The organism is Aeromonas eucrenophila, from assembly GCF_000819865.1.
GTDB lineage: Bacteria > Pseudomonadota > Gammaproteobacteria > Enterobacterales > Aeromonadaceae > Aeromonas > Aeromonas eucrenophila.
In genome coordinates this window covers 139,957-166,405 of sequence record NZ_CDDF01000016.1, presented here as the reverse complement: position 1 = coordinate 166,405, position 26,449 = coordinate 139,957, and the positions used below count along the sequence as shown (strand labels likewise).

At 64.3% G+C, this 26,449-nt stretch carries 25 protein-coding genes; 15 read left to right on the top strand and 10 right to left on the bottom strand.

Going from position 1 to position 26,449, the window contains the following annotated elements; translation table 11 throughout:
- Positions 1 to 16: 16 nt before the first annotated feature.
- Complete coding sequence (locus BN1124_RS16770; protein ID WP_042643756.1) at positions 17 to 1,285, top strand: aromatic amino acid transport family protein; 1,269 nt, start codon at positions 17 to 19, stop codon at positions 1,283 to 1,285.
- Between the two features lie 88 nt (positions 1,286 to 1,373).
- Here BN1124_RS16770 and BN1124_RS16765 read toward each other — a convergent pair whose 3' ends face one another.
- The 3 genes from BN1124_RS16765 to metJ form a co-directional block, all read right to left on the bottom strand.
- A complete protein-coding gene (locus BN1124_RS16765; RefSeq protein WP_042643755.1) occupies positions 1,374 to 1,712 on the bottom strand; it encodes a tRNA-binding protein in 339 nt (112 codons plus the stop codon).
- Between the two features lie 85 nt (positions 1,713 to 1,797).
- Positions 1,798 to 2,568: an AraC family transcriptional regulator gene (locus tag BN1124_RS16760; protein WP_042643754.1), complete on the bottom strand. Its 771-nt coding sequence runs from the start codon at positions 2,566 to 2,568 to the stop codon at positions 1,798 to 1,800.
- A 41-nt stretch (positions 2,569 to 2,609) separates the two neighbouring features.
- Positions 2,610 to 2,933, bottom strand: a complete 324-nt coding sequence (gene metJ, locus BN1124_RS16755; RefSeq protein WP_042643753.1) for a met regulon transcriptional regulator MetJ — start codon at positions 2,931 to 2,933, stop codon at positions 2,610 to 2,612.
- Positions 2,934 to 3,143: 210 nt separating this feature from the next.
- On the opposite strand from metJ, the gene metB reads away from it, so the two are divergent.
- Together metB and BN1124_RS16745 are read left to right on the top strand one after the other, a co-directional pair.
- Positions 3,144 to 4,313 carry a cystathionine gamma-synthase gene (metB, locus tag BN1124_RS16750; protein WP_042643752.1) on the top strand — a complete coding sequence of 390 codons (1,170 nt, stop codon included), beginning with the start codon at positions 3,144 to 3,146 and terminating at the stop codon, positions 4,311 to 4,313.
- 106 nt (positions 4,314 to 4,419) lie between these two features.
- Positions 4,420 to 6,873 carry a bifunctional aspartate kinase/homoserine dehydrogenase II gene (locus BN1124_RS16745; RefSeq protein WP_042643751.1) on the top strand — a complete coding sequence of 818 codons (2,454 nt, stop codon included), beginning with the start codon at positions 4,420 to 4,422 and terminating at the stop codon, positions 6,871 to 6,873.
- Between the two features lie 235 nt (positions 6,874 to 7,108).
- On the opposite strand, the gene BN1124_RS16740 is transcribed toward BN1124_RS16745, so the two are convergent.
- The gene (locus BN1124_RS16740) at positions 7,109 to 7,798 is read right to left on the bottom strand and encodes an LrgB family protein (RefSeq protein WP_042643749.1); all 690 of its coding nucleotides are present in this window, start codon (positions 7,796 to 7,798) and stop codon (positions 7,109 to 7,111) included.
- Positions 7,791 to 8,192, bottom strand: coding sequence for a CidA/LrgA family protein (locus tag BN1124_RS16735; RefSeq protein ID WP_042643746.1), 402 nt, complete (start codon positions 8,190 to 8,192; stop codon positions 7,791 to 7,793). The genes BN1124_RS16740 and BN1124_RS16735 overlap by 8 nt, the downstream gene beginning before the upstream one ends.
- 125 nt (positions 8,193 to 8,317) lie before the next feature.
- Here BN1124_RS16735 and BN1124_RS16730 point away from each other — a divergent pair, with 125 nt between their 5' ends.
- Complete coding sequence (locus BN1124_RS16730; protein ID WP_042643744.1) at positions 8,318 to 9,244, top strand: LysR family transcriptional regulator; 927 nt, start codon at positions 8,318 to 8,320, stop codon at positions 9,242 to 9,244.
- Here the strand turns inward: BN1124_RS16730 and pdxR are convergent.
- Positions 9,241 to 10,665 carry a MocR-like pyridoxine biosynthesis transcription factor PdxR gene (gene pdxR, locus BN1124_RS16725; RefSeq protein ID WP_042643742.1) on the bottom strand — a complete coding sequence of 475 codons (1,425 nt, stop codon included), beginning with the start codon at positions 10,663 to 10,665 and terminating at the stop codon, positions 9,241 to 9,243. The two genes, BN1124_RS16730 and pdxR, sit on opposite strands and share 4 nt — an antisense overlap.
- Positions 10,662 to 10,796 (bottom strand): hypothetical protein, encoded by a 135-nt coding sequence (locus BN1124_RS21780; protein WP_269429056.1) that lies wholly within the window; start codon positions 10,794 to 10,796, stop codon positions 10,662 to 10,664. Before BN1124_RS21780 ends, pdxR begins: the two co-directional genes overlap by 4 nt.
- Positions 10,797 to 10,927: 131 nt before the next feature.
- On the opposite strand from BN1124_RS21780, the gene BN1124_RS16720 reads away from it, so the two are divergent.
- From BN1124_RS16720 to BN1124_RS16710, 3 genes are read left to right on the top strand one after another with little or no spacing between them, the layout of a single operon-like run.
- Positions 10,928 to 11,395, top strand: a complete 468-nt coding sequence (locus BN1124_RS16720) for an OsmC family protein (protein WP_042643740.1) — start codon at positions 10,928 to 10,930, stop codon at positions 11,393 to 11,395.
- A gap of 17 nt (positions 11,396 to 11,412) precedes the next feature.
- Positions 11,413 to 11,862 carry a rhodanese-like domain-containing protein gene (locus tag BN1124_RS16715; RefSeq protein ID WP_042643738.1) on the top strand — a complete coding sequence of 150 codons (450 nt, stop codon included), beginning with the start codon at positions 11,413 to 11,415 and terminating at the stop codon, positions 11,860 to 11,862.
- A gap of 7 nt (positions 11,863 to 11,869) precedes the next feature.
- Positions 11,870 to 12,571 (top strand): GNAT family N-acetyltransferase, encoded by a 702-nt coding sequence (locus tag BN1124_RS16710; protein ID WP_042643736.1) that lies wholly within the window; start codon positions 11,870 to 11,872, stop codon positions 12,569 to 12,571.
- A 94-nt stretch (positions 12,572 to 12,665) separates the two neighbouring features.
- Here BN1124_RS16710 and ybaK read toward each other — a convergent pair whose 3' ends face one another.
- Positions 12,666 to 13,136 (bottom strand): Cys-tRNA(Pro) deacylase, encoded by a 471-nt coding sequence (gene ybaK / locus BN1124_RS16705; RefSeq protein ID WP_042643734.1) that lies wholly within the window; start codon positions 13,134 to 13,136, stop codon positions 12,666 to 12,668.
- Between the two features lie 202 nt (positions 13,137 to 13,338).
- On the opposite strand from ybaK, the gene BN1124_RS16700 reads away from it, so the two are divergent.
- The gene (locus BN1124_RS16700) at positions 13,339 to 14,820 is read left to right on the top strand and encodes a sensor domain-containing diguanylate cyclase (protein ID WP_042643732.1); all 1,482 of its coding nucleotides are present in this window, start codon (positions 13,339 to 13,341) and stop codon (positions 14,818 to 14,820) included.
- A gap of 88 nt (positions 14,821 to 14,908) precedes the next feature.
- Here BN1124_RS16700 and ppc read toward each other — a convergent pair whose 3' ends face one another.
- Positions 14,909 to 17,542: a phosphoenolpyruvate carboxylase gene (gene ppc / locus BN1124_RS16695; RefSeq protein WP_042643730.1), complete on the bottom strand. Its 2,634-nt coding sequence runs from the start codon at positions 17,540 to 17,542 to the stop codon at positions 14,909 to 14,911.
- A gap of 213 nt (positions 17,543 to 17,755) precedes the next feature.
- Positions 17,756 to 18,901: an acetylornithine deacetylase gene (gene argE / locus BN1124_RS16690; protein ID WP_042643728.1), complete on the bottom strand. Its 1,146-nt coding sequence runs from the start codon at positions 18,899 to 18,901 to the stop codon at positions 17,756 to 17,758.
- A gap of 260 nt (positions 18,902 to 19,161) precedes the next feature.
- Between argE and argC the strand changes: the two genes are divergently transcribed.
- The 7 genes from argC to BN1124_RS16655 all read left to right on the top strand — a co-directional run bounded on the left by argC (position 19,162) and on the right by BN1124_RS16655 (position 26,434).
- A complete protein-coding gene (argC, locus tag BN1124_RS16685) occupies positions 19,162 to 20,169 on the top strand; it encodes an N-acetyl-gamma-glutamyl-phosphate reductase (protein WP_042643726.1) in 1,008 nt (335 codons plus the stop codon).
- A 24-nt stretch (positions 20,170 to 20,193) separates the two neighbouring features.
- On the top strand, positions 20,194 to 20,973 hold the full coding sequence (gene argB / locus BN1124_RS16680; protein WP_042643724.1) for an acetylglutamate kinase: 780 nt from the start codon (positions 20,194 to 20,196) through the stop codon (positions 20,971 to 20,973).
- 25 nt (positions 20,974 to 20,998) lie between these two features.
- The gene (locus BN1124_RS16675) at positions 20,999 to 21,910 is read left to right on the top strand and encodes an ornithine carbamoyltransferase (RefSeq protein WP_042643722.1); all 912 of its coding nucleotides are present in this window, start codon (positions 20,999 to 21,001) and stop codon (positions 21,908 to 21,910) included.
- 55 nt (positions 21,911 to 21,965) lie between these two features.
- The gene (locus tag BN1124_RS16670; RefSeq protein WP_042643720.1) at positions 21,966 to 23,201 is read left to right on the top strand and encodes an argininosuccinate synthase; all 1,236 of its coding nucleotides are present in this window, start codon (positions 21,966 to 21,968) and stop codon (positions 23,199 to 23,201) included.
- Between the two features lie 470 nt (positions 23,202 to 23,671).
- Positions 23,672 to 25,051 carry an argininosuccinate lyase gene (gene argH, locus BN1124_RS16665; RefSeq protein ID WP_042643719.1) on the top strand — a complete coding sequence of 460 codons (1,380 nt, stop codon included), beginning with the start codon at positions 23,672 to 23,674 and terminating at the stop codon, positions 25,049 to 25,051.
- A 144-nt stretch (positions 25,052 to 25,195) separates the two neighbouring features.
- A complete protein-coding gene (locus BN1124_RS16660; protein ID WP_042643718.1) occupies positions 25,196 to 25,723 on the top strand; it encodes an RBBP9/YdeN family alpha/beta hydrolase in 528 nt (175 codons plus the stop codon).
- Positions 25,724 to 25,807: 84 nt separating this feature from the next.
- The gene (locus BN1124_RS16655) at positions 25,808 to 26,434 is read left to right on the top strand and encodes an FMN-binding negative transcriptional regulator (RefSeq protein WP_042643716.1); all 627 of its coding nucleotides are present in this window, start codon (positions 25,808 to 25,810) and stop codon (positions 26,432 to 26,434) included.
- Positions 26,435 to 26,449: the final 15 nt, after the last annotated feature.

Sequence of the window (26,449 nt, the reverse complement as noted above, 5' to 3'; positions counted from 1 at the left end):
AAAAAGTGAATTAACGATGAGTTTATCTGCAGAGGTCACCCGGGAGCTGTCCGGTTCCCAATCCGTCGTCGCCCACACCGGCTGGCGTCGTCACGACACCCACTGGGTCATCAGCCTGTTTGGCACCGCCGTCGGCGCCGGCATCCTGTTCCTGCCCATCAATCTGGGGCTCGGCGGCATCTGGCCGTTGATCATCGTCGCCGTGCTGGCCGGCCCCATGACCTTCCTGGCCCATCGCGGGCTGGCGCGCTTCGTGCTCTCCTCCTCCCGCCCCCATGCCGACTTCACCGAGGTGGCGGAGGAGCACTTCGGCAAGATGGCCGGCCGCCTCATATCGGCGCTCTATTTTCTCTCCATCTTCCCGATCCTGCTGATCTACGGTGTCGGCCTGACCAACACGGTGGAGAGCTTCATGATCAACCAGCTCGACATGGCCGCCCCGAACCGGGTGATGCTCTCCGGCGTGCTGGTGTTCGCCATGATCGCCGTGATGATGGCGGGGGAGAAAGCCATGCTGCGCGCCTTCGCCTTCATGGTCTACCCGCTGGCGGCCATTCTGGCGGCCCTCTCCTGCTACCTCATTCCCCAGTGGCAGTGGCCACAGATGACTGCCTTTGAGGGGGCCAGCTTCCTCAACACCGTCTGGCTGGCGCTGCCGGTGACGGTGTTCGCCTTCAGCCATGCCGCCGCCATTTCCGGCTTTGCCAACGTGCAGCGGCGGGAATACGGCGAGCAGGCGGAGGCCAAGAGCGGTCTCATCCTGCGCAACACCACCGTCATGCTGGTGGGCTTCGTGCTGTTCTTCGTCTTCTCCTGCGTGCTGAGCCTCTCCCCGGTCCAGCTGGCCGAGGCCAAGGCTCAGAACGTCTCGGTGCTCTCCTATCTCGCCAACATCACCGACAACCCGGTGATAGTGACCCTGGGGCCGCTCATCGCCTTCATCGCCATCAGCTCCTCCTTCCTCGGCCACTTCCTGGGGGCGCGGGAGAGCCTCAAGAGCCTGATCGCCAAGCCCACCGGCCTGTCGCTGGCCAAGGCCGACAGGCTCGGCATCGCCCTGATGTTCTTCGCCATCTGGGGGGCGGCGGTCATCAATCCCGGCATCCTCGGCCTGATGGAGACCCTCTCCGGCCCCGTCATCGCCATGATCCTGTTCATCATGCCGGTGGTGGCCATCTACAAGGTGGAGGCGCTGGCCCGCTTCCGCCAGGGCTGGACCAACGGCTTCATCCTGCTGACAGGGTCGCTGGCGGTCTCGGCGCTGCTGTTCAGCCTGCTGAAATAACTCGTCAGGCAAGACGCAGACAAGAGAGGCGACCCCGGGGTCGCCTCTCTCGTTTTATCCGACGGTGGTTGCCGTTTTATCCGCTGACTCAGCCCAGCTTGGCGCCATTCTCCACCGCCTGCTCCGGGATGGCCATCACCACGGCGCCGTCCGCCCGGTAGAAGCCGGTGAGCAGAAACTCCGATTGGATGGGGCCTATCTGCTTGGGGGGGAAGTTCACCACCGCCACTATCTGGCGGCCCACCAGATCCTCCGCCTGATAGAGGTCGGTGATCTGGGCGCTGCTCTTGCGCACGCCGAGCTCGGGGCCAAAGTCCGCCCATACCTTGTAGGCGGGCTTGCGCGCCTCGGGGAAGGGCTCGACCCGCACCAGGGTGCCGACCCTAAGTTCCACCATCTCGAAATCCTGCCAGCTTATGGTCTGCATCTTTGCTCCTCGAATCTGCCTGCTGTGTCTGAGCACCAGCATGCCCGATCCGGGTCCGGCTTGTCTTCGGCGGCGAGCCGACCCGTTACGGCAAGCGGCCGTTTTGCTGGCGCCAGGCGGAGGGCGTCAGCCCGGCTTCGGTGAGGAAGCGCTCGGCGAAGGCCCCCTGATTCTGATAGCCACAGCGGCAGGCTATCTCGCCGATGGGCAGGGCGGTCTGGGCGAGCAGGGTGCGGGCCAAGGTCATGCGCCGCGCCCGGATGTAGTGGGAGACGCTCATGCCGAGCTGTTGGCGAAAGGCGTGCTTGAACTGGCTCTGGCCTAGGCAGGCGAGGGCGGCGAGGCGTGCGTTGCCGAGGGGTTCTGCGAGGTGGGCCTCGATGTGGCGCTGCACCCGTGCGATGCGGGGATCGATGCGGCTCGGGGGAAGGCGTGGCTCCTGCTGCCCGGCCAGCAACTGGAGCCAGACCTGCTCCATACCCTCGATGTGGCGGCCCTGGCCGACCAGCTGGCGCAGGAAGGCGAGGTAGTGGCGCTGGGGTTCATCCAGCTCGATAAAGGGGCGCTCACCCAGGCTGCTCGGCAGCCAGGAGCTCTCCTGCACCAGGAAGGAGAGGGCCGGATCGGCGGCGTAGTCGTGGCGCAGACCTGGGGCTATGACACAGGCGAAACCGGGGAGGAGGCGTTGCCCCTGGCCCTGCACCTCTATCTCGATGGGGCCGTCCAGGGGGATCACCAGCTGGGCGAAGTCGTGGTGGTGGCTGCTGATGTCGCGCTGGTAGCGGCGCAGGCTGAACGAAGGCGTGGGTGCCGACGGGGGAGCAGATAGCGATGACGCGGCACCGGGCCGCGTCATCGAAGGAAGATTGCTATTGGGCATAGGCAATGCTGCCAGGGTTATTCTGCGTCGAAATCTTCGATCTCCTTGCCGAGCGCTTCCATGATGGCGCGCGCCTCGGCAGGGACGCTGTCCGGGTGATCCTTGCGCAAGTCGTCGTCACCGGGCAGCGGCTGGCCGGTGAAGGCGTGCAGGAAGGCTTCGCAGAGCAGCTCGCTGTTGGTCGCATGACGCAGGTTGTTCACCTGACGACGGGTGCGCTCATCGGTCAGCACCTTCAGCACCTTGAGCGGGATCGAGACAGTAATCTTCTTGACCTGTTCGCTCTTCTTGCCGTGTTCCGCATAGGGGCTGACGTAGTCGCCGTTCCACTCTGTACCCATGATTCACCTGTTCTCATTTGGCCGTGAGCGCGGATTTTAACCCTTACGGAATTAGATGGCAATCCAACAGCAAAGCCATTTAGACGTCTAGAAGTGTTGACGGCTTTTTTGCGCTGGCGTAAGGTGGTTCACCATAGGCCAGCAATGGCAGGATAGCCGTGGCAGAGGCACAGCGGCCATCGCCCAGCGACAGTTCAAGGAGAGAGTGACATGACCCACAAGGCCACCCTGGCGGTACGTACCGGGATTGAGACAGACCAGCAACACGGTGCCGTGGTGCCGCCCATCTACCTCTCCAGCAACTACACCTTTGCCGATTTCGGCGAACCCCGTCAATACGATTATGCCCGCTCCGGCAACCCGACCCGCACCAACCTGGCGGACGCGCTGGCGGTGCTGGAAGGAGGGGCGGGCGCCGTAGTGACCGGCACCGGCATGGGCGCCGTCCACCTGGTGACCACGGCCCTGCTCAAGGCCGGTGATCTGCTGCTGGCTCCTCACGATTGTTACGGCGGCACCTGGCGCCTGTTCGAATACCTGGCGGCCAAGGGCCACTACCGGGTGCAGTTCGTGGATCAGGGGGACGAGGCGGCCCTGGCCGAGGCGCTCGCCCAGAAACCCGCGCTGGTGTGGGTGGAGACTCCCTCCAACCCGCTGCTGCGGGTGGTGGACGTGGCTGCCATCGCCGCCGCGGCCCACGAGGTGGGCGCCCAGGTGGCGGTGGACAACACCTTCCTCTCGCCGCTGTTGCAGCAGCCGCTGACCCTCGGCGCCGATGTGGTGGTGCATTCCACCACCAAGTACATCAACGGCCACTCCGACGTGGTGGGCGGAGTCGCCATCGCCAAGGAGCAGGCACTGGCCGACTCCCTGGTGTGGTGGGCCAACTGTCTGGGGCTGACCTCGGGTGCCTTCGATTCCTACCTCACCCTGCGGGGGCTTCGCACCCTGGCGCCGCGCCTGCGCACCCATCAGGAGAACACGGACAGGATCCTCGCCTTCCTGCAGCAACAGCCGCTGGTGAAGACGATCTATCACCCCAGCCTGCCGAGTCATCCGGGCCACGAGATTGCGCGCCGTCAACAGTCCGGCTTCGGCGCCATGCTAAGTTTTGAGCTCGATTGCAACGAGGCGGGGCTGCGCGCCTTCCTGGATGCGCTGCGCCTCTTCTCGGTGGCGGAATCCCTCGGCGGGGTGGAGAGTCTGGTGGCCCATCCCGCCAGCATGACCCACAGGGCTATGACCCCGGCGGCGCAACAGGCGGCGGGCATCAGCGCCCAGCTGCTGCGCCTGTCGGTGGGCATAGAACACGGCGAAGACCTGGTGGCCGATCTGGCCCAGGCATTTGAACAGGCGCAGTTGGCGCAACAGGCAAACTAATAACGACACGGCAGCCAGCCGCACGGAGAGGGTATCGGCAGGTGCGTCGACCCCACGGACAGGGCGTGCTGCCGGCAGCAAGACGCAGGAACAGGTGGTGATCTAAATGGAACAGCAGCAAGGAGAGGTAGCAGTGGCAGCAGAAGCGGTACAAAAGCGGCGCCATGTGCACAAGTTTGGCGGCAGCAGTCTGGCGGATCCGGTCTGTTATCGCCGGGTCGCGGCCATCGTCGAGCAGCAGGTCGGCGGCCATGAACTGATCGTGGTCTCCGCCGCCGGCAAGACCACCAACCGGCTGATCCAGCTGGTGGAGCTGGCGGAAGCCGGGGACGAGGCCGCCGGCGAGGCCATCACCGCCCTGCACGCCTATCAGCAGAGCCTGATCGACGGCCTGCTGGAAGGGGAATTGCTGCTCGACTTGAGCAAGCAGCTTGCCGACGATACCCAGCTGATCGCCAAGACCCTGGAGGGGCAGTTCGATCGCTTCGAGCGCAACGGCCTGCTCGCCTTCGGTGAGGTGTGGTCGGCACGCCTGTTGGCTGCCCTGCTCAGCAGCCGTGGCGAGCCCGCCATCTGGCTCGACGCCCGCAGCTTCCTGCGCGCGGAAGACGGCGCCCTGGTCAAGGTCAACACCGCCATCTCCAGCGAGCTGCTCAAGGCCCGTCTGGCGGAGCATCCCGGCCGCATCGTCGTGACCGGCTTCATCGCCGCGGATCTGGAGGGGCGCTCCTTGCTGCTCGGCCGCAACGGCTCCGACTACAGTGCTAGCCTGTTGGCGGCGCTGGCGGATGGGGAATCCACCACCATCTGGAGCGACGTAGCCGGGGTTTACAGCGCGGATCCGCGTCGGGTCAAGGAGGCGCGCCTGCTGGAGCGCCTGAGCCTGGCGGAGGCCAACGAGCTGGCCCGTCTCGGCTCCTCCGTGCTGCATTCCCGCACCCTGCAGCCGGTGGCCGACAGCCGCCAGCGCCTGACCCTGCGTTGCAGCTACAACCCGGACGAGGGTTGCACCCACATACTGCGCCGGGCACCGCGCTCCGGCGGCGCCCGCATCGTCTCCTCGGTGGATCAGATTGCGCTGATCGAGCTCAAGGTGCTGCCCCAGACCAGCTATGAGCAGACGGTGGCGACCATCGAGGCCCATCTGGCCCGCCATCGCCTCCACCCGCTCACCCTGCAACGCCAGCCGGATCGGCGGGTGCTGCGTCTGGCCTACACCCTCGAGGTGGCGGAAGGTGCCTTCGAGGTGCTGCGGGACTTCCAGCTGCAGGGCAGCTTCACCGGCCTCATCCAGAAGGAAGGCTTCAGCCTGGTAGCCCTGGTCGGCGCCGGGGTGACCGATAACGCCGAGCAGTGCCACCGCTTCTATCAGTTGCTGGCGGATCAACCCCTGGAGTTCGTGCAGGTGGCCAGAGACGGCCTGAGCCTGGTGGCCGTACTGCGTCAGGTGGTGCTCGAGCCCCTGCTCATCGCCCTGCACAGCGCTCTGTTCAGCCGTCCGACCCGGGTCGGCCTGGTGGTGTTCGGCAAGGGCAACATCGGCGGCCACTGGCTCAGCCTCTATGGCCGCGAGAAGGCGCGCCTCGAGCACGAGCTCAATCTGGCGCTTACCCTGTACGGGGTGTTCGACTCCAAGGGCGGCTTGCTGGACGAGGAGGGGCTGGATCCCCTCAAGGTGCGTGACAGGTTCGATCCCAAGCCGCTGATCTGGCCCGAACTGTTGGGTCAGCTGGAGCAACACGGCTTCGATGCCCTGATCGCGCTGGACATGACCGCCAGCGAGACGGTGAGCCGTTACTACCCGGACTTCGCCCAGCTCGGCATTCACATCATCGCCGCCAACAAGTTTGCCGGCGCCGCCGAGAGCGAGTTCTACCAGCGCATCAAGCAGAGCTGCCGGGATCACCAGGTGCAGTGGCGCTACAACGCCACCGTCGGGGCGGGCCTGCCCATCCAGTCCAGCATCCAGATGCTGCGCCAGAGTGGCGATCGCATTCAGGGAGTCTCCGGCATCTTCTCCGGCACCCTCTCCTGGCTGTTCCAGCAGTATGACGGCAGCCGCCCCTTCTCCGAGCTGGTGGACGAGGCCTGGCAGCACGGCCTGACCGAGCCGGATCCGCGGGAAGATCTTTCCGGCCAGGACGTGCGTCGCAAGCTGTTGATCCTGGCGCGGGAGGCGGGCTTCGAGCTGGATTCCGCCGACATCGAGCTGGAAAACCTGGTGCCCGTGCCCCTGCGCAAGGCCACCACGGATCAGTTCATGGACAGGCTCAAGGAGCTGGATGCCCCCATCCTGACGGCGTTCGAGGGCGCGCAGCGGGTCGGCAAGGTGCTGCGCTACGTGGCCCGCTTCGAGCACGACGGCAAGGCCAGGGTCGGGCTGGAGGCGCTGGAGCCCCACCACCCGTTCGCGAACCTGCTGCCTTGCGACAACATCTTCGCCATCGAGAGCGACAGTTATCGCACCAACCCCCTGGTGATCCAGGGGCCGGGGGCGGGGCGTGAGGTGACGGCGGCGGCGATCCAGTACGATCTCTGGCAGATCTGCGCCAGCCTCTGAGAACCTGTGCACGATCTTGCTACGAGGCCGTGATCAAGGCTCATGCGCTACTCGGAATCCTCACGTATGTCTATACGCTCCGGTTCCTGCGCTGCTCTTTACCTTGCTGACGACCTCTCGCGACAGGTCGTCGACAGGTCGTCGACAGGTTCTAAGGCGGCATAAAGAGAGGAAAACAGAAGAGGCGCCCCGGGGCGCCTCTTCTCATTGGATGTGATTGGATGGCGAGCTCGCCCTACCAGAGCACGCTACCCAGCAGGGGAGCGAGCAGCACAGTGGCCATGCCGGCGATCATCATCACCATGCTGGAGACCACCCCCTCCTCGTTGCCCATCTGGTAGGCCCTGGCGGTGCCGGCGCCGTGGGCCGAGGCGCCAAAGCCCGCACCCTTGCCGAGCCGGCTGCGGATGGCGAGCACCGTCAGCACGCTCTCGCCGACCGCCATGCCGATCACCCCGGTCAGCACCACGAACAGGGCGGTGAGATCGGCATTGCCACCGACCGATCGGGTCGCCTCTACCGCGAAGGGGGTGGTGATGGATCGCATGGCCATGCTGCGTTGCAGCAGTTCTGAGAGGTGCAGCCAGCGGGCCAGCAGCACTGTGCTGCCCACCGCCATGATGACGGAGGCGATGACCCCCACCGAGAGCGACAACCAGTGGCGACGCATCAGCTGGCGGTTCTCGTAGACGGGCACCGCGAAGGCGACGGTGGCGGGCCCCAGCAGCCAGAGCAGCCAGTGGGATTCGGCCATGTAGTCCTGATAGGGGATCTTGAACAGCATCACCATCGCCACCAGCAGGGCGGGTGCCAGCAGCAGGGGCATCAGCGGCAGTATGCGCTTGCGGGCATAGAGCCACTTGCTGGCGTAGTAGAACAGCAGGGTGAGGGCGAAACAGAGCAGGCCGAGCAGGGTATCAGACATGGCGACGGCTCCGGCGGGCCAGCATCAGTTCGAAGCGATAGACTCTGTCCACCACCAGTGCGGTAGTGCCAAGCACCAAGATTGTGCTAATCACCAGCACCAACATGATGCGCCATCCCTCTTGCAGCAGCAGATCCTGATAGTTGATCACGGCCACCACGGCGGGCACGAAGAACAGCAGCATCTCCGCCAGCAGCCAGCGGGCACCGGCGCTGAACCAGCGGACCTTGACCACCCCGAGCAGGATGCAGGCGAGCAGCAACAGCATGCCGGTCAGGTTGGCGGGCAGGGGCAGGTGGAAGGTGCGTACCGCAGTGTCCGCCAGCAGCCAGATGGCGGAGAGCAGGACGATTTGGAAGGGAGTCTGTAGCCAGCGCAGGCAGAAGGTTTTCATGATGCAGGTCTTTCTGTGAATCTGGTCACAGTATAGGAGGCTGGTAAACCTGCAAAAAATGAATTTAAATTATGAAAAATATGCCAATTTGGCATTATTTAAATTCCACCACCACGAGCCCCGCCATGGACATCCGAGCCCTGCGTTACTTCGTCGAGCTGGTGCGGGAGCAGAGCTTCACCCGCGCCTCCGAGAAGCTGTTCGTCACCCAGCCCACCATCAGCAAGATGATCCGCAGCATGGAGGAGGAGTTGGGCCAGCCCCTGCTCAACCGGGCGGGACACAGCTTCACCCTGACCGACAGCGGCCAGGTGCTATTCGCCCGTGGCCAGCTCATCTTGGCCCAGATGCAGCAGCTGGAGGCCGAGCTCGCCGACCTGCAGAGCCTGCAGCACGGTCGCCTCGCCCTCGGCATCCCCCCCATGGTAGGCCACGTCTATGCGGATCTCATCCGCACCTATCGCAGCCGCTATCCCAGGGTGGAGCTCTCCATCGTCGAATACGGCGGGCGCCGCATCGAGCAGGCGGTGCTGGAGGGGGAGCTGGATCTCGCCATCACCATGCTGCCGACCCGGGAGGAGGGGGACTTGAGTGCCCTGGCGCTGGACAGCTACCCCATCCAGGTGGTGCTGCCGGACTCGCCGCGCTGGCGGGCCTACACCGAGATCCGGCTGGGAGACTTGAAAGAGGAGCCCTTCCTGCTCTACACCCAGGCCTTCACCCTGAGCGAGCGGCTGGAGCAGGCGTGCCAGCAGGCGGGCTTCACCCCCCAGGTGGCGGCGCGCAGCAGCCAGTGGGACTTTCTCACCGCCATGGTGCGCAGCGGCATGGGAGTCGCCTTCCTGCCCGAGCCCATCTGCCGGCGGTTGACCCCGGATGGCCTGGTGCTGCGGCCACTGTTGCCCGAGCTCAGCTGGCGGCTCGGGGTGATCTGGCCGGCCAGGCGCTACCTCTCCCGCACCGCCGAGGCCTGGCTCGCCCTGTGCCGGGAGAGCCAGGGCATGCCCTTATCGGCCAGCTCTGAAGCTGGGCATACGGGGCCGGAAGCCTAGGATCTCGTCAGCTCACCGAGCTGGCGACAGAGCCGGCGCAGGGTCTGGTTGTCGAGGCAGCCAAAGCCCAGCAGCCAGCCCTCCCGGGTCGGCGTGCCAAGGTAGAACTGCCCGAGGGGGCGCAGCCCCAGCCCCAGAGCATTGGCGCCATCCGTCCAGCGCGCCTCGCCGCCAGGGGGTAGCAGCACGGCGCACTGCAGGCCGGCACCGCTGTGGATGGGGGTGAGCTCGGGGCAGTGCAGGGCCAGCTCGGCCAGCAGCAAATCTCGCCGGCTCTGGTAGATCAGCCGGCTCTGGCGCAGGTGAGCGGCGAAGTGGCCGGCCCGGATGAAGTCCGCGGTGACCGCCTGCTGCAACTGGTTGCTGTGGCCATCGACGGCGGCGCGGGCCCGGCTGAATGCCTCCATCAGGGGGCGCGGCAGCACCAGATAGGCGAGGCGCAAGGAACCGAACAACACCTTGCTGAAGGTGCCCACGTAGATGACCCGCCCCTGGCTGTCGAGCCCCTGCAAGGCGGGCAAGGGGCGCTGATCGTACTGATATTCCCCGTCGTAATCGTCCTCCAGGATCCAGGCACCGTGGCGCTCGGCCTCGGCCAGCAAGGCCATCCGGCGCGGCAGGCTCATGGGCACCCCGAGAGGGTACTGGTGGGCCGGGGTGCAGTAGATAAGTCTGGGCTTCGGATGTTCCCCCGTTGGGTTGAGCCCCTCTTCGTCCACCGGCACCGGATGGAGGCGGGCACCGGCGCTCTCCATGGCGGTGCGCGCCCCTGGGTAGCCCGGCTCCTCCACCCAGACGGTATCGCCGGCATCGATCAGCAGCTGGGTCGCCAGCATGATCCCCTGCTGGGAGCTGGTGAGGATCAGGATCTGATCTGGCTCGCACTGCACCCCGCGCGACTGCACCAGATAGCTGGCGATGGCGCTGCGCAGGGCCTCCAGCCCCTGGGGATCCCCGTAGTTCATCCAGTCACAGGCATTCTGGCGCCACTGTTGCTGCATCAGCCGGCCCCAGATGGCCTGGGGGAAGAGGCGAGGATCCGGCTGGCTGGAGGCAAAGGAGTTGCCCACCTCGGGCACGTCGTGACAGGCGCCCCCCGCCGCCATCTCCTGACCACGGCGGGAGAGCCCCGCCGCCGACTGGGGTGGCCGCCGGGTCGGACGCACCGCCGCCAGCGCCACGAAGCTGCCGGCCCCCACCTTGCGTACCAGATAACCCTCCGCCTCCAGTCGGCCGTAGGCCAGCTCCACCGTACTGCGGGAGACGCCGAGATCCCGGGCCAGCATGCGGCTCGCGGGCAGTCGGCTGTGCTGGGGTAGGTGACCGGCCAGTATGGCTTCGCGTAATGTGCGCACCAGCTGTTCATGTAGAGGCAGGTCGTTTTGCTGCTGGTCGGCGAAGAGCGTCGGCAGGGCGGTCATATTGGGCTCCTCATGGACCAGGGCAGATGACCCCCCACCAAGATGGCGCCGCGCAAGGTGCGCACCAGCTGCTCGTGCAGGGGCAGGTCGTTTTGCTGCTGGTCGGCGAAGAGCGTCGGTAGGGCGGTCATGGTTCTCTCCAGAGTTGGCTGGGGTCGCATAATTGGTCTGCCCATCTTGGCAAAATTGGTCGGCGTGGCAAGGCCATTTTCTCGCTACATTGAGTGAACGGAGCGGGTTTTATCCATCACAAGGAGTCGGGATGTCTGAATTTGGTGCGGTGATCAGCTGGCAGCGGGGGAGCGATGAGCCCTTCGTGGATCAGCGTTACAGTCGGGCCCACAGCTGGGAGTTTGACGGCGGCGTGCGGGTGCCGGCCTCCTCTTCCCCCCATGTGGTGCCCTTGCCCTATTCGGTGGCGGAGCACGTCGATCCGGAAGAGGCCTTCGTCGCCTCCCTCTCCAGCTGCCACATGCTGACCTTCCTCTGGCTGGTGGCCAGGGCAGGCTATCGGGTGGAGAGCTACCGGGATCAGGCGGTCGGCATCATGGAGGCGGACGAGCGCGGTCGCCAGTCCATCACTCGCGTCACCCTGCGCCCCAGGGTGGTATTCGGGGGAGGACGCCAGCCAACTCTGGTTGAGCTGGAGCGGTTGCACCATCAGGCCCACGAGGAGTGTTTCATCGCGAACTCGGTCAGAACCCTGGTCACCACAGAAGTCGTGGCCTAATCACAAGGAGATTTCACATGAGTCAGGTATTGAGCACAGGGGTGGCGAGCCCCGCCGAGGCCAGCGCCTTCTTCGAGGCCCAGCTGGCATATCGCACCGATCCGGCGGATCTGGCCGCGGATCTGCTGAGCGGGGAGGCGGGTGAGGGCGGGAAGATAGTGGTCATCGATACCCGCTCTCCCGCGCACTACGCCGAGGGCCATATCCCGGGGGCGGTCTCTTTTCCCCATCGCACCATGAACCCGGCCAGCACGGCGGCCCTGCCGAGAGACAAGGTCTATGTCTGCTACTGCGATGGCATCGGCTGCAACGGCTCGACCCAAGGGGCCTACAAATTGGCGGCGCTGGGCTTTCGGGTGAAAGAGTTGATCGGTGGCCTGCACTGGTGGCGTCAGGACGGTTTCGCCGTCGCCACTGGCGGCGAGGCCGGTGTCTTGTTGGAAGGAGGGATCGCCTGTGCCTGTTAAGCCATCGATGAACGAGTTCGATCAGCCAGTTGGCGCCGAGGTGCCGGGCTGGGCGGGGGCCGAGTTTCCACCCCACGCTGAGTTGAGCGGTTGGGGCTGCCGGTTGGAGCCGCTGGATCCCGAGCGTCACTGCGGCTCGCTCTGGCAGGCGTTTGGCGCCGACAGCGGGGCCATGTGGACCTATCTCACCAGTGGCCCCTTCGAGGATGAGTCGGCCATGCTGGCCTGGCTGCAACAGAGCGCCGCCAAGGCGGATCCCCAGTTCTACGCCATCGTCGATGAAGCGAGCGGCAAGGCGCTGGGGCTCGCCAGCTACCTGCGCATCGATCCCGTCGCCGGCAGCATAGAGGTGGGTTGGCTGCACTTCTCCCCCGCCATGCAGCGCACCCGCCTCTCTACTGCGGCCATGGCGCTGATGATGGGCAACGCCTTCGCGCTCGGCTACCGGCGCTACGAGTGGAAGTGCAATGATCTCAACTGGCCCTCCCGCCATGCGGCGCTGCGGCTCGGCTTCAGCTACGAGGGCACCTTCCGCCAGGCCCGGGTGGACAAGGGGCGCTCCCGCGATACCGCCTGGTTCTCGGTGATCGACGGCGAATGGCCGGCCCTGAAAACGGCCTTCGAGCGCTGGCTGGCGGATGAGAATTTCGATGGGCAGGGGCGCCAGATATTGCGCCTCTCAGATCTCCGCCTGCCGCACCAAGGGTGATCAGGCTGGCATCCATGGCTGGCTTATAAGAGTGGCAGGCCCATAAAACGAGAGAGGCCCCGGATTGCGGGGCCTCTCTCGTTCATTCTGCGGCTTAGTCGTGATGATCGCCAATGGGGGCGGCAATCCACTTCATCAGGGTCAGCATGTCTTGGGGCGCAACCCCCACCGAGAGGCCGCGCTTGCCGCCGCTCACCAGGATCTCATCATACTGCATGGCGGAGTCGTCCAGCACGGTCGGCAGCAGCTTCTTCTGGGCCAGCGGGCTGATGCCCCCCACCTTGTAACCGGTCAGCTTCTCGGCCTCCGCCGGCTTCATCATCTCCACCTTCTTGAGCCCCGCCGCCTTGGCGAGCTGCTTCAGGCTGCACAGGCCCGATGACGGCACTATGGCCACCACCGCCTGCTTGTCGTGATGGGCGATCAGGGTCTTGAACACCTGGGCCTCCGGCAGGCCGAGCTGGGTCGCGGCATGCTTGCCGAAATCGTCGTGGGCCTCGCACTCGTAGGGGTATAGCTTGTGGGGGATCTTGAGCTTTTTCAGCAGGTTGATAGCGGGTGTCATCAGATTTCCTCGAGCCGGAACAAGGCCAGACAGTCTGCGCCCAGTCGGCTGGTGTGGCAAGAGGTGCCCGGATCCTGCGCGGCTCCCGGGTATGGCTGGCGTGGCCCGGTTGAAAATGCGTGGGCCTATGAGCTGAGATCTTGATCCCCCATGTCTACACTGGATGTGGCTAGCTGCTGGCGATACGAAAGGAATCGTGGCCATGAATACCCCAGTGTTCAGCTCCCTCGACATTAACGCTCTCGGTCGTTACGACGCCCTGGCCCGATTGACCGCCCTCGATCGCGCCTATGGCATCGTCGAGTTCGACCTCACTGGCCGCATCATCTCGGTCAACGCGCTGTTCTGCACCATCCTCGACTATCAACCGGAGGCGCTGATCGGCCAGTCCCACCTGCTGCTGCTACCTCCCGAGCAACATGGGGAGCACGAGCACTTCTGGCAGGGGGTGCTCTGCGGCAAGATCCACACCGGCGCCTTCCACCGCATCGCGCGGGGCGGCAGGAGCGTCTGGATCCACGCCACCTACACCCCGATCACCGACGAGGCGGGCGCCTTGCTCGGGGTGATCAAGCTGGCCCACGACATCACTCCCGAAGTGCTGGCGGAGCAGCGCGTCGAGCAGCAGAGCCAGCTGTTCGACATCATAGTCGCCGCCCATCAGGGCTTTCTGCTGGATCGCAACCTCGCCTCCGCCTGCGACACCGTGTTCGAGCGGCTGCTCAGCGTCAGCCAGAGCGCCTATGGCTTCATCGGCATAGTCCAATACGAAGACGGGCAACCCAGCCTCTACGTTCCCTCCATCTCCAATCTCTCCTGGGACGAGGCCACCCATGCCTGGTACGAGCAACAGCGCCAGAGCCGGGGCGGGCTCATCTTCAGCAAACTCGACAACCTGTTTGGCCATGTAGTGACCCACAACACTCTGGTGTGCTGCAACGATCTGCCGCGCCATCCGGCGAGCCGCGGCACCTCCCCCCGCGGTCATCCGCATCTGGACTGCTTCCTCGGCATTCCGCTGCGCCACAAGGGGGAGGCCATCGGCATGATCGCCCTGGCCAACCGCCCGGGTGGCTTCGACGAGACATTGGTGACCCTGCTCGAACCGCTCACCACGGCCCTCGGTACCCTGGTTCACGCCCGTAATCTGGAGGACGAGCGCAGCCGGATGGAGCGGGAGCTGCGCTTCAACGCCGAGCACGACTTTCTCACCAAGCTGCCCAACCGCAGCCACTTCTTCAGCCAGGCCAACCCCTTGCTCGAGCGTTTCCTGCGCCACCCGGCCGAGGGGGAAACCTGCTGCCTTGCCCTGATCGACATCGATTTCTTCAAGCAGATCAACGATGAACATGGCCATCTTGCCGGGGATGCGGTGCTGGAGACGCTGGCCCAGCTGCTGATGCAGGCGGTGCGCGGCAGCGATCTGGTGGCGCGCTTCGGCGGGGAGGAGTTCATCATGCTGCTGCGCGGCGTCACCCTGGGCGATGCCCAGTCTCTGATGGATCACCTCCGCCAGAAGATAGAGCGCCACCCCTTCCTGTATCAGGAGCGGCAGATTGCCGTCACCATCAGCGTGGGCGTCACCCCCTATCAGCCGGATTACCAGCGGGTGGACGACTGGCTGCAATGCGTCGACCTGCGCCTCTACGAGGCCAAGCGCCTCGGCCGCAACCGCATCGCTTAGGGCTTGCCAGACATCGGGAGGGAATATGTGCGGAAATAAAAAGGGCGCCTTATGGGCGCCCTTTTTGCGTTGGATACGAGGTTCGTGATCAACCCGTGTTACGCATGCCTGCGGCTATGCCGGCGATGGTGACCATCAGCGCCTGATCCAGCTCGGGGTGCAGGGTCTCGGCGTGGTTGCGCGAGCGACCCAGCAGTTCGACCTGCAGCACGTTGAGCGGGTCCGTGTAGGGGTTGCGCAGCTTGATGGACTCCTGGATCCAGGGTTGGTCATCGAGCAGATCCCCTTGCGGGCGCAGCTCCAGCACCACTCGGATGGAATCGGAGAGTTCCTGACGCAGCTGGGTGCCGAGGGCCCACAGCTCCTGCGGCACCAGGCGGGTGTCGTAGTACTCCGCCAGCCAGAGGTCGGCCTTCAGGAACACCATCTCCAGCATCTCGAGGCGAGTGCGGAAGAAGGGCCACTGGCGGCTCATCTCGTCCAATACGGCCTTGTGACCGTCGTCGATGGCCTGCTGCAGCCCCTTGTTGGCGCCGAGCCAGGCCGGCAGCATCAGCCGGTTCTGGGTCCAGGCGAAGATCCAGGGGATGGCGCGCAGGCTCTCGACGCCGCCGTTCGGCTTGCGCTTGGCGGGACGGGAGCCGAGCGGCAGCTTGCCGAGCTCCATCTCCGGGGTGGCGGCGCGGAAGTAGGGCACGAAGTCGGGATGACCGCGCACTATGCTGCGATAGTGCTCGCAGGAGGCCTCGGCGACCTGCTCGATCACGGCGCGCCAACTCTCTTTCGGCTTCGGCGGTGGCAGCAGATTCCCCTCCAGCACGGCGCTGGTGTAGAGGTTCAGGCTGTTGAGGGCGACCTTGGGCAGTCCGAACTTGAAGCGGATCATCTCCCCTTGCTCGGTCACTCGCAGACCGCCGCGCAGGGATCCCGGCGGTTGAGACAGGATCGCCTGGTGGGCGGGGGCGCCGCCACGACCGACGGTGCCGCCACGGCCGTGGAACAGGGTCAGCCGCAGGTTGTTGGCCTCGGCCAGCGCCACCAGGGATTCCATGGCGGCGTACTGGGCCCAGCCAGCGGCCATCATGCCCGCATCCTTGGCGGAATCCGAGTAGCCGATCATCACGTATTGACGGCCCTGGATGTAGCCGCGATACCAGTCCACCGACAGCAGGCGCTCCATCACGGCGGTGCCCGCCATCAGATCTTCCTGGGTCTCGAACAGCGGGGCGACCGGCATGCGGAACTTGCAACCGGCCTCTTTCAGCAGCAACTGCACCGCCAGCACGTCGGACGGGGCGCCCGCCATGGAGATGATGTAGATGCCGAACGCATCCGGGTCGTGCTCGGCGATCACCCGGCAGGTGTCTATGGTCTCGCGGGTCTCGGCGCTCGGCTCCCAGTCGGTCGGGATCAGCGGGCGGCGGGAGTTCAGTTCATTGAGCAGGAAGGCCTGCTTGTCGTCCTCGCTCCACTCGGCGTAGTCACCCATGCCCAGATAGCGGGTCAGCTCGGAGAAGACCTGGCCGTGACGCTCGCCGTCCTGGCGGATGTCGAGCTTGACCAGGTGGATGCCGAAGCAGGCCAGCTTGCGCAGCACGTCCAGCAGCATGCCGTCGGCGATGTTGCCCATGCCGCAGGCGTGCAGGGAGTGGTAGCAGAGCTCCAGCGGCTCGCGCAGCTGGGCCGTGGTCTTGATGAGATCCCGGCTCTCGCTCACCTGACCCTGCACCTTGGCGGTCAGGTATTCCTGGGTCTCGCGCAACTGTTCGCGCAGCTCGCGCACCAGGGCGCGGTAGGGCTCGGGGTTGTCGCCGACCCGCTCGCGCAGCTCGGGGGTACAGTCGGCCATGGAGAGCTCGGAGGTGAGCTCCCGGATGTCCTTGTTGAACAGGCTCACCGCCATCCAGCGGCCCAGCTCCAGCACCTCGGCGGTCACCTTGGCGGTGACGAAGGGGTTGCCGTCACGATCGCCGCCCATCCAGGAGGTGAACTTGACCGGCGCGGCATCCAGCGGCAGCCGCACACCCAGATGGTGCTGCAGGCGCTCGTCCAGGTTGCGCATGAATTCGGGAATGGCGGGCCAGAGGCTGTTTTCCACCACGGCGAAGCCCCACTTGGCTTCGTCCACCGGGGTCGGCCGCTGTTCGCGGATCTCGTTGGTGTGCCAGGCCTGATTGACCAGCTGTTCGATGCGATTGAGGATCTTGTCCCGCTCGCGGGGCAGCAGATCGGACAGCTCCAGCGCTTCCAGGCAGTCGTTGAGCTGCACGTGCTTGTGGATCAGGGTACGACGGGTCACCTCGGTCGGGTGAGCGGTCAGCACCAGATCGATGTCCAGCTCGCGCACGGCCTGGATGATGGCCTCCTTGGAGAGATTGGAGGCCTCGAGTTTGGCGAACATCTGCTCCAGCGGATCCGGGGTGCAGACCTGCTCTTCGCAGCGGCGGGAGATGGTATGGAACTGCTCCGCCACGTTGGCCAGGTTGAGGAACTGGCTGAAGGCGCGTGCCACGGGCAGCAACTCGTCATCGGAGAGGGTGCGCAGGGTCTCGAGCAAGCGTTCCCTGTCTGCTTCATTGCCCTTGCGGGAGGATTTGGCCAGCTGACGAATGGTCTCGATCTTGTCGAGGAAGGCCTGTCCCTGATGATCCTTGATGGACTTGCCCAGCAGTTGGCCCAGCATGCCTACGTTGGCGCGTAGAGCGGCGTACTTTTCGTTCATTCCACATCCTTATTTTGTTGGTGCCTCAACCTTCCTCGGCGAGAGACAGCCTCACTTATTGTTGTGCGATTACAACATATGCTCCGTCATCTTAGGGGGACAATCTAGCCAGATTGTCTGCGCAAGGTCAAATAACAGGCCGATACAGAACATGTATTTCCTTCACCTGTCCCACCTCGGCATGTCATGTAACTTACTTACAATCCCCTCGTCCTAGACACAGAAACGCCGGATCAGGTGTTGCAACACCGCCGTGGTCGGTTTGACGAACGACAGATCCAGATACTCGTCCGGCTGGTGCGCCTGGGCGATGTGGCCGGGTCCCAGCACTATGGTTTCACAGCCGAGCAGCTGGATGAAGGGGGCCTCGGTGCAATAGTTCACGGATTCGGCCGCCCGGCCACTCGCCAACTCGGCCTCGCGCACCAGATCCGAGTCGTCCTTGCAGGCGTAGGCGGGAATGGGCTCGTGCAGGTGCTGCAGATGCAGGCAGCCCGGCTGGTGGATTTCGATGGGGGAGAGCGCCTCTTTGAGCATGCCCATCAGCTCATCCGGCCCAACCTGCGGGGTGGGCCTCATGTCGATGTGCAGCTCGCAGCAGCCGCAGATGCGGTTCGGGCTGTCGCCCCCCTGGATGTAACCCAGGTTCAGGGTCGGCTGGGGCACCGCGAACCTATGATCCGCGTATTTCTCCTTCAGGCTGTGCTGCAGCTTGAGCACCTGGCCCATGGCCTGGTGCATGATCTCCAGCGCATTGACGCCGTTGGCGGGATCCGAGCTGTGACCGCTCTTGCCCGTGATGCGAATGGCCTCGGACATGTGTCCCTTGTGGGCCACCACGGGCACCAGGCCGGTCGGCTCGCCGATCACCGCGTAGTCCGGCTTGAGCTCGGCCGCCGCGGCGATGGCGCGGGCGCCGGCCATGGTGGTCTCCTCGTCGGCGGTGGCCAGGATGCGCAGGGGCTTGCTCAGGGTGGTGAGATCGATCTCTTTGAGCGCCTCCACGATGAAGGCGAAGAAGCCCTTCATGTCGATGGTGCCGAGCCCGTACAGGCGGTTACCCTCCTCGGTCACCTTGAAGGGATCCTTGCTCCAGCCTCCCTCATCGAAGGGCACGGTATCGGTGTGGCCCGCCAGCAGCAGGCCCCCTTCTCCCTGGCCGATTGTGGCCACCAGATTGAACTTGCCGGGCAAGTCCGGCAGCGCCGTCACCTCGCAGTGAAAGCCGAGCTGGCCGAACCAGTCCGCCAACAGCCGGATCACCGCTTCGTTGCTCTGATCCCAGCGGGGATCCGTGCTGCTGATAGAGGGAATCGCAATAATATTCTTATAAAGTGAAAAAAAATCCAGATTGGCCATCAGCTGCTCCTTGCGTCCCCGGAATGTTTCTGTTAGAAAATACAAATGCAAAGTGAGTGCATGAATATTCTTTTCAAGTGCTCATCGACAAGGCTTCTAGTTGTAAGGGAAAGTTAATGTTCTGTCACCTGATCTGTAACCGACGACACAACCCCGCCTGATTGCCCCTCCGCACTCGCTGCGTCAAAGGGGCGATAGATCACCCCTTGCACCACAGCATCGCGCTGTGAACTTCGAACCCAGACTTGGAATACTCAACAATGCTTAACACCGTTATCGTCGGTGCCAGTGGCTACGCGGGAGCCGAACTGGCCGCACTGGTCCAGAACCATCCACAACTCAAGCTGTTCGGCCTCTATGTGTCGGCGGGCAGCCAGGATGCGCACAAGCGTTTCTCCTCCCTGCATCCCCAGTGGGTCGGCGCGCTGGATCAGCCGCTGCTGCCCCTGGACGAGGACGGCATGAGCCGGATCCTGACCCAGGCCGATCTGGTGCTGCTGGCCACCGCCCACGAGGTGAGTGCCGAGCTCGCGCCCAAGTTCCTGGCCAAGGGGCTGCCGGTGTTCGATCTCTCCGGCGCCTTCCGGGTCAAGGATCAGGCGTTCTATTCCTCCTTCTACGGCTTCACCCACCAGAGCGAGCAGTGGCTGGACAAGGCCGCCTACGGCCTGGCGGAGTGGAATGCCGATGCCATCCAGGCCGCTCAGCTGATTGCGGTGCCCGGTTGCTACCCGACCGCGTCCCTGTGCGCCCTCAAGCCGCTGCAGCAGGCGGGTCTGATTGCCAACGGCTGGCAGCCCATCATCAACGCGGTCTCCGGCGTCTCCGGCGCCGGTCGCAAGGCGGCCATCGGCACCAGCTTCTGCGAGGTGAGCCTGAATCCCTACGGTACCTTCAATCACAGGCACCAGCCGGAGATCAGCCACCACCTCGGCAAGGAGGTGCTGTTCCAGCCCCACCTCGGCAACTATGTGCGCGGCATTCTGGCCACCATCTATGTGCAGCTCGCGGACGGCGTGACGCCGACCCAGGTGGATCAGGCCTACCTCAAGGCTTACGAAGGCAAGCCCCTGGTGCGCCTCACCGGCCAGATGCCCTCCATTCGCGGGGTGGCGAACACCCCTTACTGCGATCTCGCCTGGCAGCAGCAGGGCAACATGCTGGTGGTGGTCTCCGCCATCGACAACCTGCTCAAGGGCGCCGCCTCTCAGGCGATGCAGTGCATAAATATCAAGTTTGGGTTTGAACCGGCCACCGGCCTGATTTAAGGACTTAAAGGAAGGATTGCGACGATGGACAAGCAGACGCTGGTAATCAAGTTGGGTGGGGCATTGATCGAGAACGACGAGGCGTTGACCGCCCTGTTCGCCACCCTCAAGAGCTTCTTGGACGAGCAGCATAGACCCCTGGTGCTGGTGCACGGCGGCGGCTGCCTGGTGGACGACCTGCTCAAGGGGCTGGGACTGACTTCCACCAAGAAGAACGGCCTGCGGGTCACCCCGTTCGACCAGATCCCCTTCATCGCCGGCGCCCTGGCGGGCACGGCGAACAAGATGATGATGGCCAAGGCCATCGCCACCGGCACCCCGGCGGTAGGGCTCTGCCTCGCCGATGGCGGCCTCTGTCAGGTGACCCAGCTCGATCCCGAGCTCGGCGCCGTCGGTGACTGCCAGCCGGGCAACCCGGCGCTGGTGCAGGGCATCCTGGGACAGGGCTTTCTGCCGGTGGTGAGCTCCATCGGCATCACCGCCGAGGGTCAGCTGATGAACGTCAACGCGGATCAGGCGGCTACCGCCATCGCCGAGGCGCTCGGCGCGGATCTGGTGATGCTGTCCGATGTGAGTGGCATCCTGGATGGCAAGGGCAAGCTGGTGCCGCAGCTGGACAAGGCGACCGCACTGGATCTGATGGAGAAGGGGGTCATCCGGGATGGCATGGCGGTCAAGGTGAAGGCGGCCCTGCACGCCGCCGAGACTCTGGGCAAGCCGGTCTGCGTCGCCAGCTGGCGCTACCCGGATCAGCTGCTCAAGCTGTTGGCGGGCGGCTCCGTCGGCACCCAAGTCACCCTCTAACCCTGGCCGGAAAAAGGAACATCCGATGCAACATCTTCTGAAAGACAGCGATTTAAGCAAGGCCCAGATCGAGGCGCTGATCGCGCTCGGTAAATCGGTCAAGGCCGATCCTAAGAAGTACAGCCAGGCCCTGGCGGGCAAGAGCGTGGTCACCCTGTTCGAGAAGCCTTCCCTGCGCACCCGGGTCACCTTCGACATCGGCATCGCCCGCCTCGGTGGTCACAGCGTCTACCTGGATCAGCAGAACGGGGCGCTCGGCAAGCGCGAATCGGTACAGGATTTTGCCGCCAATCTGTCCCGCTGGTGTGACGCCATAGTCGCCCGGGTGTTCGACCACCAGACGCTGGTGGGCCTGGCCGAGCACGGCAGCGTGCCGGTGGTGAACAGCCTGTGCAACCTCTACCATCCCTGCCAGGGACTGGCGGACTTCATGACCATAGCCGAGCACTACAGCGATCTGTCCAAGGTAAAGCTCGCCTATCTGGGTGATGGCAACAACGTCAGCCACTCCCTGCTGCTGCTGGGGGCGACGCTCGGCACCGACGTGACCCTGGTCTGCCCCAAGGGCCACGGCCCGGATACCCAGATCTTCCTGCAGGCCCAGGCGCTGGCGGCCCAGTCCGGCGCGCACATCCATATCAGCGATGACGTGGGCGCCATCGAGGGTTTCGACGTGGTTTATACCGACACCTGGGTTTCCATGGGTGACAACACGCCAATGGAGCAGGTAAAAGATATCTTCATGCCTTATCAGATCAACCAGGCCCTGCTCGACCGGACCGGCATCCAGCACGTGCTGCACTGCCAACCGGCGCACCGGGAGCTGGAGATCACCTCGGAGGTCATGGACGGCCCAGCCTCCCTCATCCTGGATGAGGCAGAAAACCGGATGCATATCCAGAACGCCGTGCTGCTGACCCTGCTTGGGCACAAGTGACGCGGCAACCGAGCCTGAATCAAACACCTTATCGAATCATCATGGAGAGAAGTAAATGAGCGGAATCAACAAGATAGTACTGGCTTACTCGGGCGGACTGGATACCTCGGCCATCATTCCCTGGCTCAAAGAGAACTATGACGCGGAAATCATCGCCTTCGTCGCCGATGTCGGCCAGGAGCGCGACGATCTGGAAGGGATCGAGCAAAAAGCTATCGCCTCCGGCGCCACCAAGTGCATCGTCAAAGACCTGCGCGAAGAGTTCGTCAAAGAGTACGTCTACCCGACCCTGAAGACCGGCGCCGTCTACGAAGGCACTTATCTGCTCGGCACCTCCATGGCCCGTCCCATCATCGCCAAGGCCATGGTGGAAGCGGCCCTGGCGGAAGGCGCCGACGCCATCTCCCACGGTTGTACCGGCAAGGGCAACGATCAGGTGCGTTTCGAAGGCGCCGTGGCGGCCCTGGCACCGCAACTCAAGGTGATCGCCCCCTGGCGTCTGTGGGACATGCGCTCCCGTGAGGATCTGCTGGCCTATCTGGAAGCCCGCGATATCCCCTGCAAGGCGACCCTGAAGAAGATCTACAGCCGCGATGCGAACGCCTGGCACATCTCTACCGAGGGTGGCGAGCTGGAAAGCACCTGGAACGAGCCGTCCGAAGCGGTCTGGCAGTGGACCGTCTCCGCCGAGCAGGCACCGAACGAGCCGGAATACGTCAAGCTGACCGTGGCCCAAGGCGAAGTGGTGGCGGTCGACGACCAGCCGCTGACCCCGCACCAGATCCTGATGACCCTGAACGAGCGTGCCGGCAAGCACGGCGTGGGCCGCATCGACATCACCGAAAACCGCATGGTGGGCATGAAGTCCCGTGGCTGCTACGAGACTCCGGGTGGTACCGTCATGGTCGCCGCGCTGCGCGCCGTGGAAGAGCTGGTATTGGATCGTCCGACCCGCGCCTGGCGCGAGAAGCTGGGTGCCGAGTTCTCCCACCTGGTCTATGACGGTCGCTGGTTCACCCCGCTGTGCAAGGCCATTGTCGCCTCCGCCAACGCCATCGCCGAGGATCTCGACGGCGAAGTGATCCTGAAGATGTACAAGGGTCAGGTCACCGCGGTGCAGAAGAAGTCGCCGAACAGCCTCTACTCCGAAGACTTCGCCACCTTCGGCGCCGACGAGGTGTACGACCAGAGCCACGCCGAAGGCTTTATCCGTCTCTACACCCTGGCAAGCCGTATCCGCGCCATGAAGGAGCAGCACCAGGCCATCGGCGGCGACCATACCCACGGCTAATGTTCCGGTTTAACCCGCTAACACCGGTGAGGGGGCTTGGCCCCCTCACTTATAAGCGGCGACTTGATTCCCTCGTCTGTAAGTGAGGGATGGATAACCGGTGAGCTGTGACAAGAGCGGCAGCACCCTGGCCGCTTCTGTGAGATAACAGGGGCGGTCATTGGCGCCGCCCTCACCCTAGCCCTCTCCCAGAGGGAGAGGGAACCGATCGAGGTTAGGTGTGGTGGAGGTGGCTGCTCATTTTTTGTTGGCAGATTAACCACGATTTACCCGTAGAGCACCGTTTTGCTCCCTTCTCCCCTCGCGGGAGAAGGGTTGGGGATGAGGGGGGCGGTAACTGTAACCGCACCGATAGCCACCGCACTGTTATGCAGAAAAATACAGGGCAAGATTTCAGCGCGCAGGCCAAGGGGCCGCGCGAGTGCGGCAGGCGCAAGACGCCTACCGGCAACGTATTCAAGGAGAGCAGTATGGCACTTTGGGGTGGACGCTTCAGTCAGGGAGCAGACAGCAGGTTCAAGCAGTTCAACGACTCCCTGCGCTTCGATTACCGGTTGGCGGAGCAGGATATCCAGGGCTCCATGGCCTGGGCCCGCGCCCTGGTCAAGGTCGGTGTATTGACCAGCGAAGAACAGGCACAGCTGCAACAGGCGATGGAAGTGCTGCTGGCCTCGGTGCAGCAGGATCCCCAGCAGATCCTGAGCTCGGATGCCGAAGACATCCACTCCTGGGTCGAAGGGAAGCTGATCGACGCCGTCGGGACCCTCGGCAAGAAGCTGCACACCGGCCGCTCGCGCAACGATCAGGTCGCGACCGACCTGAAACTCTGGTGCAAGGCCCAAGGGGAGCTACTGCTTGCCTCCATCACGGGGCTGCAGCAGGGGCTGGTGGCGTCTGCTCGTGCCAATCAGGCCGCGGTGCTGCCGGGCTACACCCATCTTCAGCGCGCCCAGCCGGTCACCTACACCCACTGGGCCTTGGCCTATGTGGAGATGCTGGAGCGGGATCACTCCCGTCTGCAGGATGCATTGAAGCGCCTCGACACCAGCCCGCTGGGTTGCGGCGCCCTGGCGGGCACCGCCTATGCCATCGACCGGGAAGCGCTGGCGCTGGACATGGGCTTTAGCGGCGCGACCCGCAACAGCCTGGATTCGGTGTCGGATCGGGATCACGTGGTGGAGCTGATGCACGTGGCATCCCTCTCCATGGCGCACCTGTCGCGCTTCGCCGAGGATCTTATCTTCTACAACACCGGCGAGGCGGGCTTCGTCGAGCTGTCCGATGCGGTCACTTCCGGCTCTTCCCTGATGCCGCAGAAGAAGAACCCGGATGCGCTCGAGCTGATCCGTGGCAAGACAGGCCGGGTGGTCGGCGCCCAGATGGGCATGCTGATGAGCCTCAAGGCGTTGCCGCTGGCCTACAACAAGGACATGCAGGAAGACAAGGAAGGGCTGTTCGATGCCCTCGACACCTGGCACGACTGCCTCGACATGGCGGCGCTGGTGCTGATCGATCTCAAGGTCAACGGTGAGCGCACCAAGGCGGCGGCTCAGGGCGGCTACGCCAACGCCACCGAGCTGGCGGATTACCTCGTCGCCAAGGGCATCCCGTTCCGCGAGGCACATCATATCGTCGGCGAGACTGTGGTCTACGCGATCGGCGTGAAGAAGCCGCTGGAGGGCCTGTCTCTGCCCGAGTTCCAGCGCTTCAGCCCGGTGGTGGAAGAGGACGTCTATCCGAACCTGGAGCTGGAAGCGACCCTGGCCAAACGGGTAGCCAAGGGCGGCGTCGCCCGGGAGCAGATCGAAGGCGCCCTGGTTGCCGCCGAAGCCTGGCTGGCCAAACGCTAGAATAAACAACTCGCTGTCCGAAGGAGTCAAAAACGGCAACCCTATGGTTGCCGTTTTATTGTCTTGGCAGTCCTTATCCTGCCAAGATGGAAGGCCCTGCCGCACAGGGTGATCCGGGTCTAGTCGCAAAAGGAAACTTGCCATATGAAAGTACTGATATTGCCAGGGATAGGAAACTCGGGGCCGGATCACTGGCAGAGCCATTGGGAGCAAGCCAACCGTGGCTATAGCCGGGTTGAACAGCTGGATTGGGACAGCCCGGCGTGCAGCGACTGGGTTGCGTCGCTCGAGGCCAGCGTCAAACACCATGGCGAGGAGACGATCCTGGTCGCTCATAGCCTGGCATGCCTGCTGGTCGCCCACTGGGCGGCGCAAACCGAGTTGACGATCAAGGCCGCCTTGCTGGTGGCGGTGCCAGACCCTCTGGGCCCGGTATTTCCGAGCCAGGCGACGGGGTTTGCACCCTTGCCAATGGCGAGCCTGCCGTTCAAATCCATATTGATTGCCAGCGCCGATGACCCCTATGGTGACATTGCCCACTCGGAGCAATGTGCGGCCAGCTGGGGCAGCACTCTGGTGAACATAGGCGAGGCGGGCCATATCAATGGCGCCAGCGGCCTGGGTTCCTGGCCGGCGGGCCATGAGTGGCTGCAAGCGCTTGCCAGGACCTGATGGCCCTGAGCTGAATATCCGTGCTCGCCGAGGCGAGCTCTTCCCGAATGGAACTCGGGTCTTTCCACCGTCCAAGGAGTGATTATGTATCTGCCAACCCATTTTGCCGTCACAGATCCCGAGGCGCTGCACGCGCTGATGCGGGCCCATCCGCTGGGGGCCCTGATCACTCAGGGCAAGGGAGGGTTGGATGCGGATCACCTACCGTTCGAATTCGATGCAGGGGAAGGGGAGCATGGCGTCCTGCGCGCTCACGTAGCCCGCAACAACCCGCTCTGGCAGGCGGTGACGGACGGGCAGGAGGTGCTGGTGCTCTTCAAGGCCGCCGACGGCTATGTCTCCCCGAACTGGTATCCGAGCAAGCAGGAACACCATAAGCAGGTGCCGACCTGGAACTACGCCGTGGTGCATGCCCACGGCCGCATCCGGGTACGCGACGATGCCCGCTTCGTGCGCCGCCTGCTGGCGAGCCTGACGCGGGTTCATGAGGCAGCCGAGTCCAGCCCCTGGAAGATGGCGGACGCGCCGCGAGACTATCTCGAGGCCATGGTGGCGGCCGTGGTCGGTATCGAAGTCGAGATAAGCGAGCTGGTGGGCAAGTTCAAGCTGAGCCAGAACAAGGAGGGGGCGGACCGGCAGGGAGCCATAGATGCTCTGCAGACCAAGGGCCAGACGGCGCTGGCAGAGGCGATGCAACGCCGACCATCCTGATAGAGGCAGTGATAA

What these genes read in the sequence shown, in the direction of transcription:
- ybaK (WP_042643734.1), bottom strand. Translation starts at nt 13,136, where the DNA reads ATGACACCCGCTATCAACCTGCTGAAAAAGCTCAAGATCCCCCACAAG.
- BN1124_RS16765 (WP_042643755.1), bottom strand. Translation starts at nt 1,712, where the DNA reads ATGCAGACCATAAGCTGGCAGGATTTCGAGATGGTGGAACTTAGGGTC.
- argH (WP_042643719.1), top strand. Translation starts at nt 23,672, where the DNA reads ATGGCACTTTGGGGTGGACGCTTCAGTCAGGGAGCAGACAGCAGGTTC.
- BN1124_RS16770 (WP_042643756.1), top strand. Translation starts at nt 17, where the DNA reads ATGAGTTTATCTGCAGAGGTCACCCGGGAGCTGTCCGGTTCCCAATCC.
- ppc (WP_042643730.1), bottom strand. Translation starts at nt 17,542, where the DNA reads ATGAACGAAAAGTACGCCGCTCTACGCGCCAACGTAGGCATGCTGGGC.
- argC (WP_042643726.1), top strand. Translation starts at nt 19,162, where the DNA reads ATGCTTAACACCGTTATCGTCGGTGCCAGTGGCTACGCGGGAGCCGAA.
- pdxR (WP_042643742.1), bottom strand. Translation starts at nt 10,665, where the DNA reads ATGACCGCCCTGCCGACGCTCTTCGCCGACCAGCAGCAAAACGACCTG.
- BN1124_RS16710 (WP_042643736.1), top strand. Translation starts at nt 11,870, where the DNA reads ATGAACGAGTTCGATCAGCCAGTTGGCGCCGAGGTGCCGGGCTGGGCG.
- BN1124_RS16655 (WP_042643716.1), top strand. Translation starts at nt 25,808, where the DNA reads ATGTATCTGCCAACCCATTTTGCCGTCACAGATCCCGAGGCGCTGCAC.
- BN1124_RS16715 (WP_042643738.1), top strand. Translation starts at nt 11,413, where the DNA reads ATGAGTCAGGTATTGAGCACAGGGGTGGCGAGCCCCGCCGAGGCCAGC.
- metB (WP_042643752.1), top strand. Translation starts at nt 3,144, where the DNA reads ATGACCCACAAGGCCACCCTGGCGGTACGTACCGGGATTGAGACAGAC.
- BN1124_RS16720 (WP_042643740.1), top strand. Translation starts at nt 10,928, where the DNA reads ATGTCTGAATTTGGTGCGGTGATCAGCTGGCAGCGGGGGAGCGATGAG.
- BN1124_RS16745 (WP_042643751.1), top strand. Translation starts at nt 4,420, where the DNA reads ATGGAACAGCAGCAAGGAGAGGTAGCAGTGGCAGCAGAAGCGGTACAA.
- BN1124_RS16760 (WP_042643754.1), bottom strand. Translation starts at nt 2,568, where the DNA reads ATGACGCGGCCCGGTGCCGCGTCATCGCTATCTGCTCCCCCGTCGGCA.
- BN1124_RS16735 (WP_042643746.1), bottom strand. Translation starts at nt 8,192, where the DNA reads ATGAAAACCTTCTGCCTGCGCTGGCTACAGACTCCCTTCCAAATCGTC.
- BN1124_RS16660 (WP_042643718.1), top strand. Translation starts at nt 25,196, where the DNA reads ATGAAAGTACTGATATTGCCAGGGATAGGAAACTCGGGGCCGGATCAC.
- BN1124_RS21780 (WP_269429056.1), bottom strand. Translation starts at nt 10,796, where the DNA reads ATGACCGCCCTACCGACGCTCTTCGCCGACCAGCAGCAAAACGACCTG.
- BN1124_RS16740 (WP_042643749.1), bottom strand. Translation starts at nt 7,798, where the DNA reads ATGTCTGATACCCTGCTCGGCCTGCTCTGTTTCGCCCTCACCCTGCTG.
- metJ (WP_042643753.1), bottom strand. Translation starts at nt 2,933, where the DNA reads ATGGGTACAGAGTGGAACGGCGACTACGTCAGCCCCTATGCGGAACAC.
- BN1124_RS16700 (WP_042643732.1), top strand. Translation starts at nt 13,339, where the DNA reads ATGAATACCCCAGTGTTCAGCTCCCTCGACATTAACGCTCTCGGTCGT.
- argE (WP_042643728.1), bottom strand. Translation starts at nt 18,901, where the DNA reads ATGGCCAATCTGGATTTTTTTTCACTTTATAAGAATATTATTGCGATT.
- BN1124_RS16670 (WP_042643720.1), top strand. Translation starts at nt 21,966, where the DNA reads ATGAGCGGAATCAACAAGATAGTACTGGCTTACTCGGGCGGACTGGAT.
- BN1124_RS16675 (WP_042643722.1), top strand. Translation starts at nt 20,999, where the DNA reads ATGCAACATCTTCTGAAAGACAGCGATTTAAGCAAGGCCCAGATCGAG.
- argB (WP_042643724.1), top strand. Translation starts at nt 20,194, where the DNA reads ATGGACAAGCAGACGCTGGTAATCAAGTTGGGTGGGGCATTGATCGAG.
- BN1124_RS16730 (WP_042643744.1), top strand. Translation starts at nt 8,318, where the DNA reads ATGGACATCCGAGCCCTGCGTTACTTCGTCGAGCTGGTGCGGGAGCAG.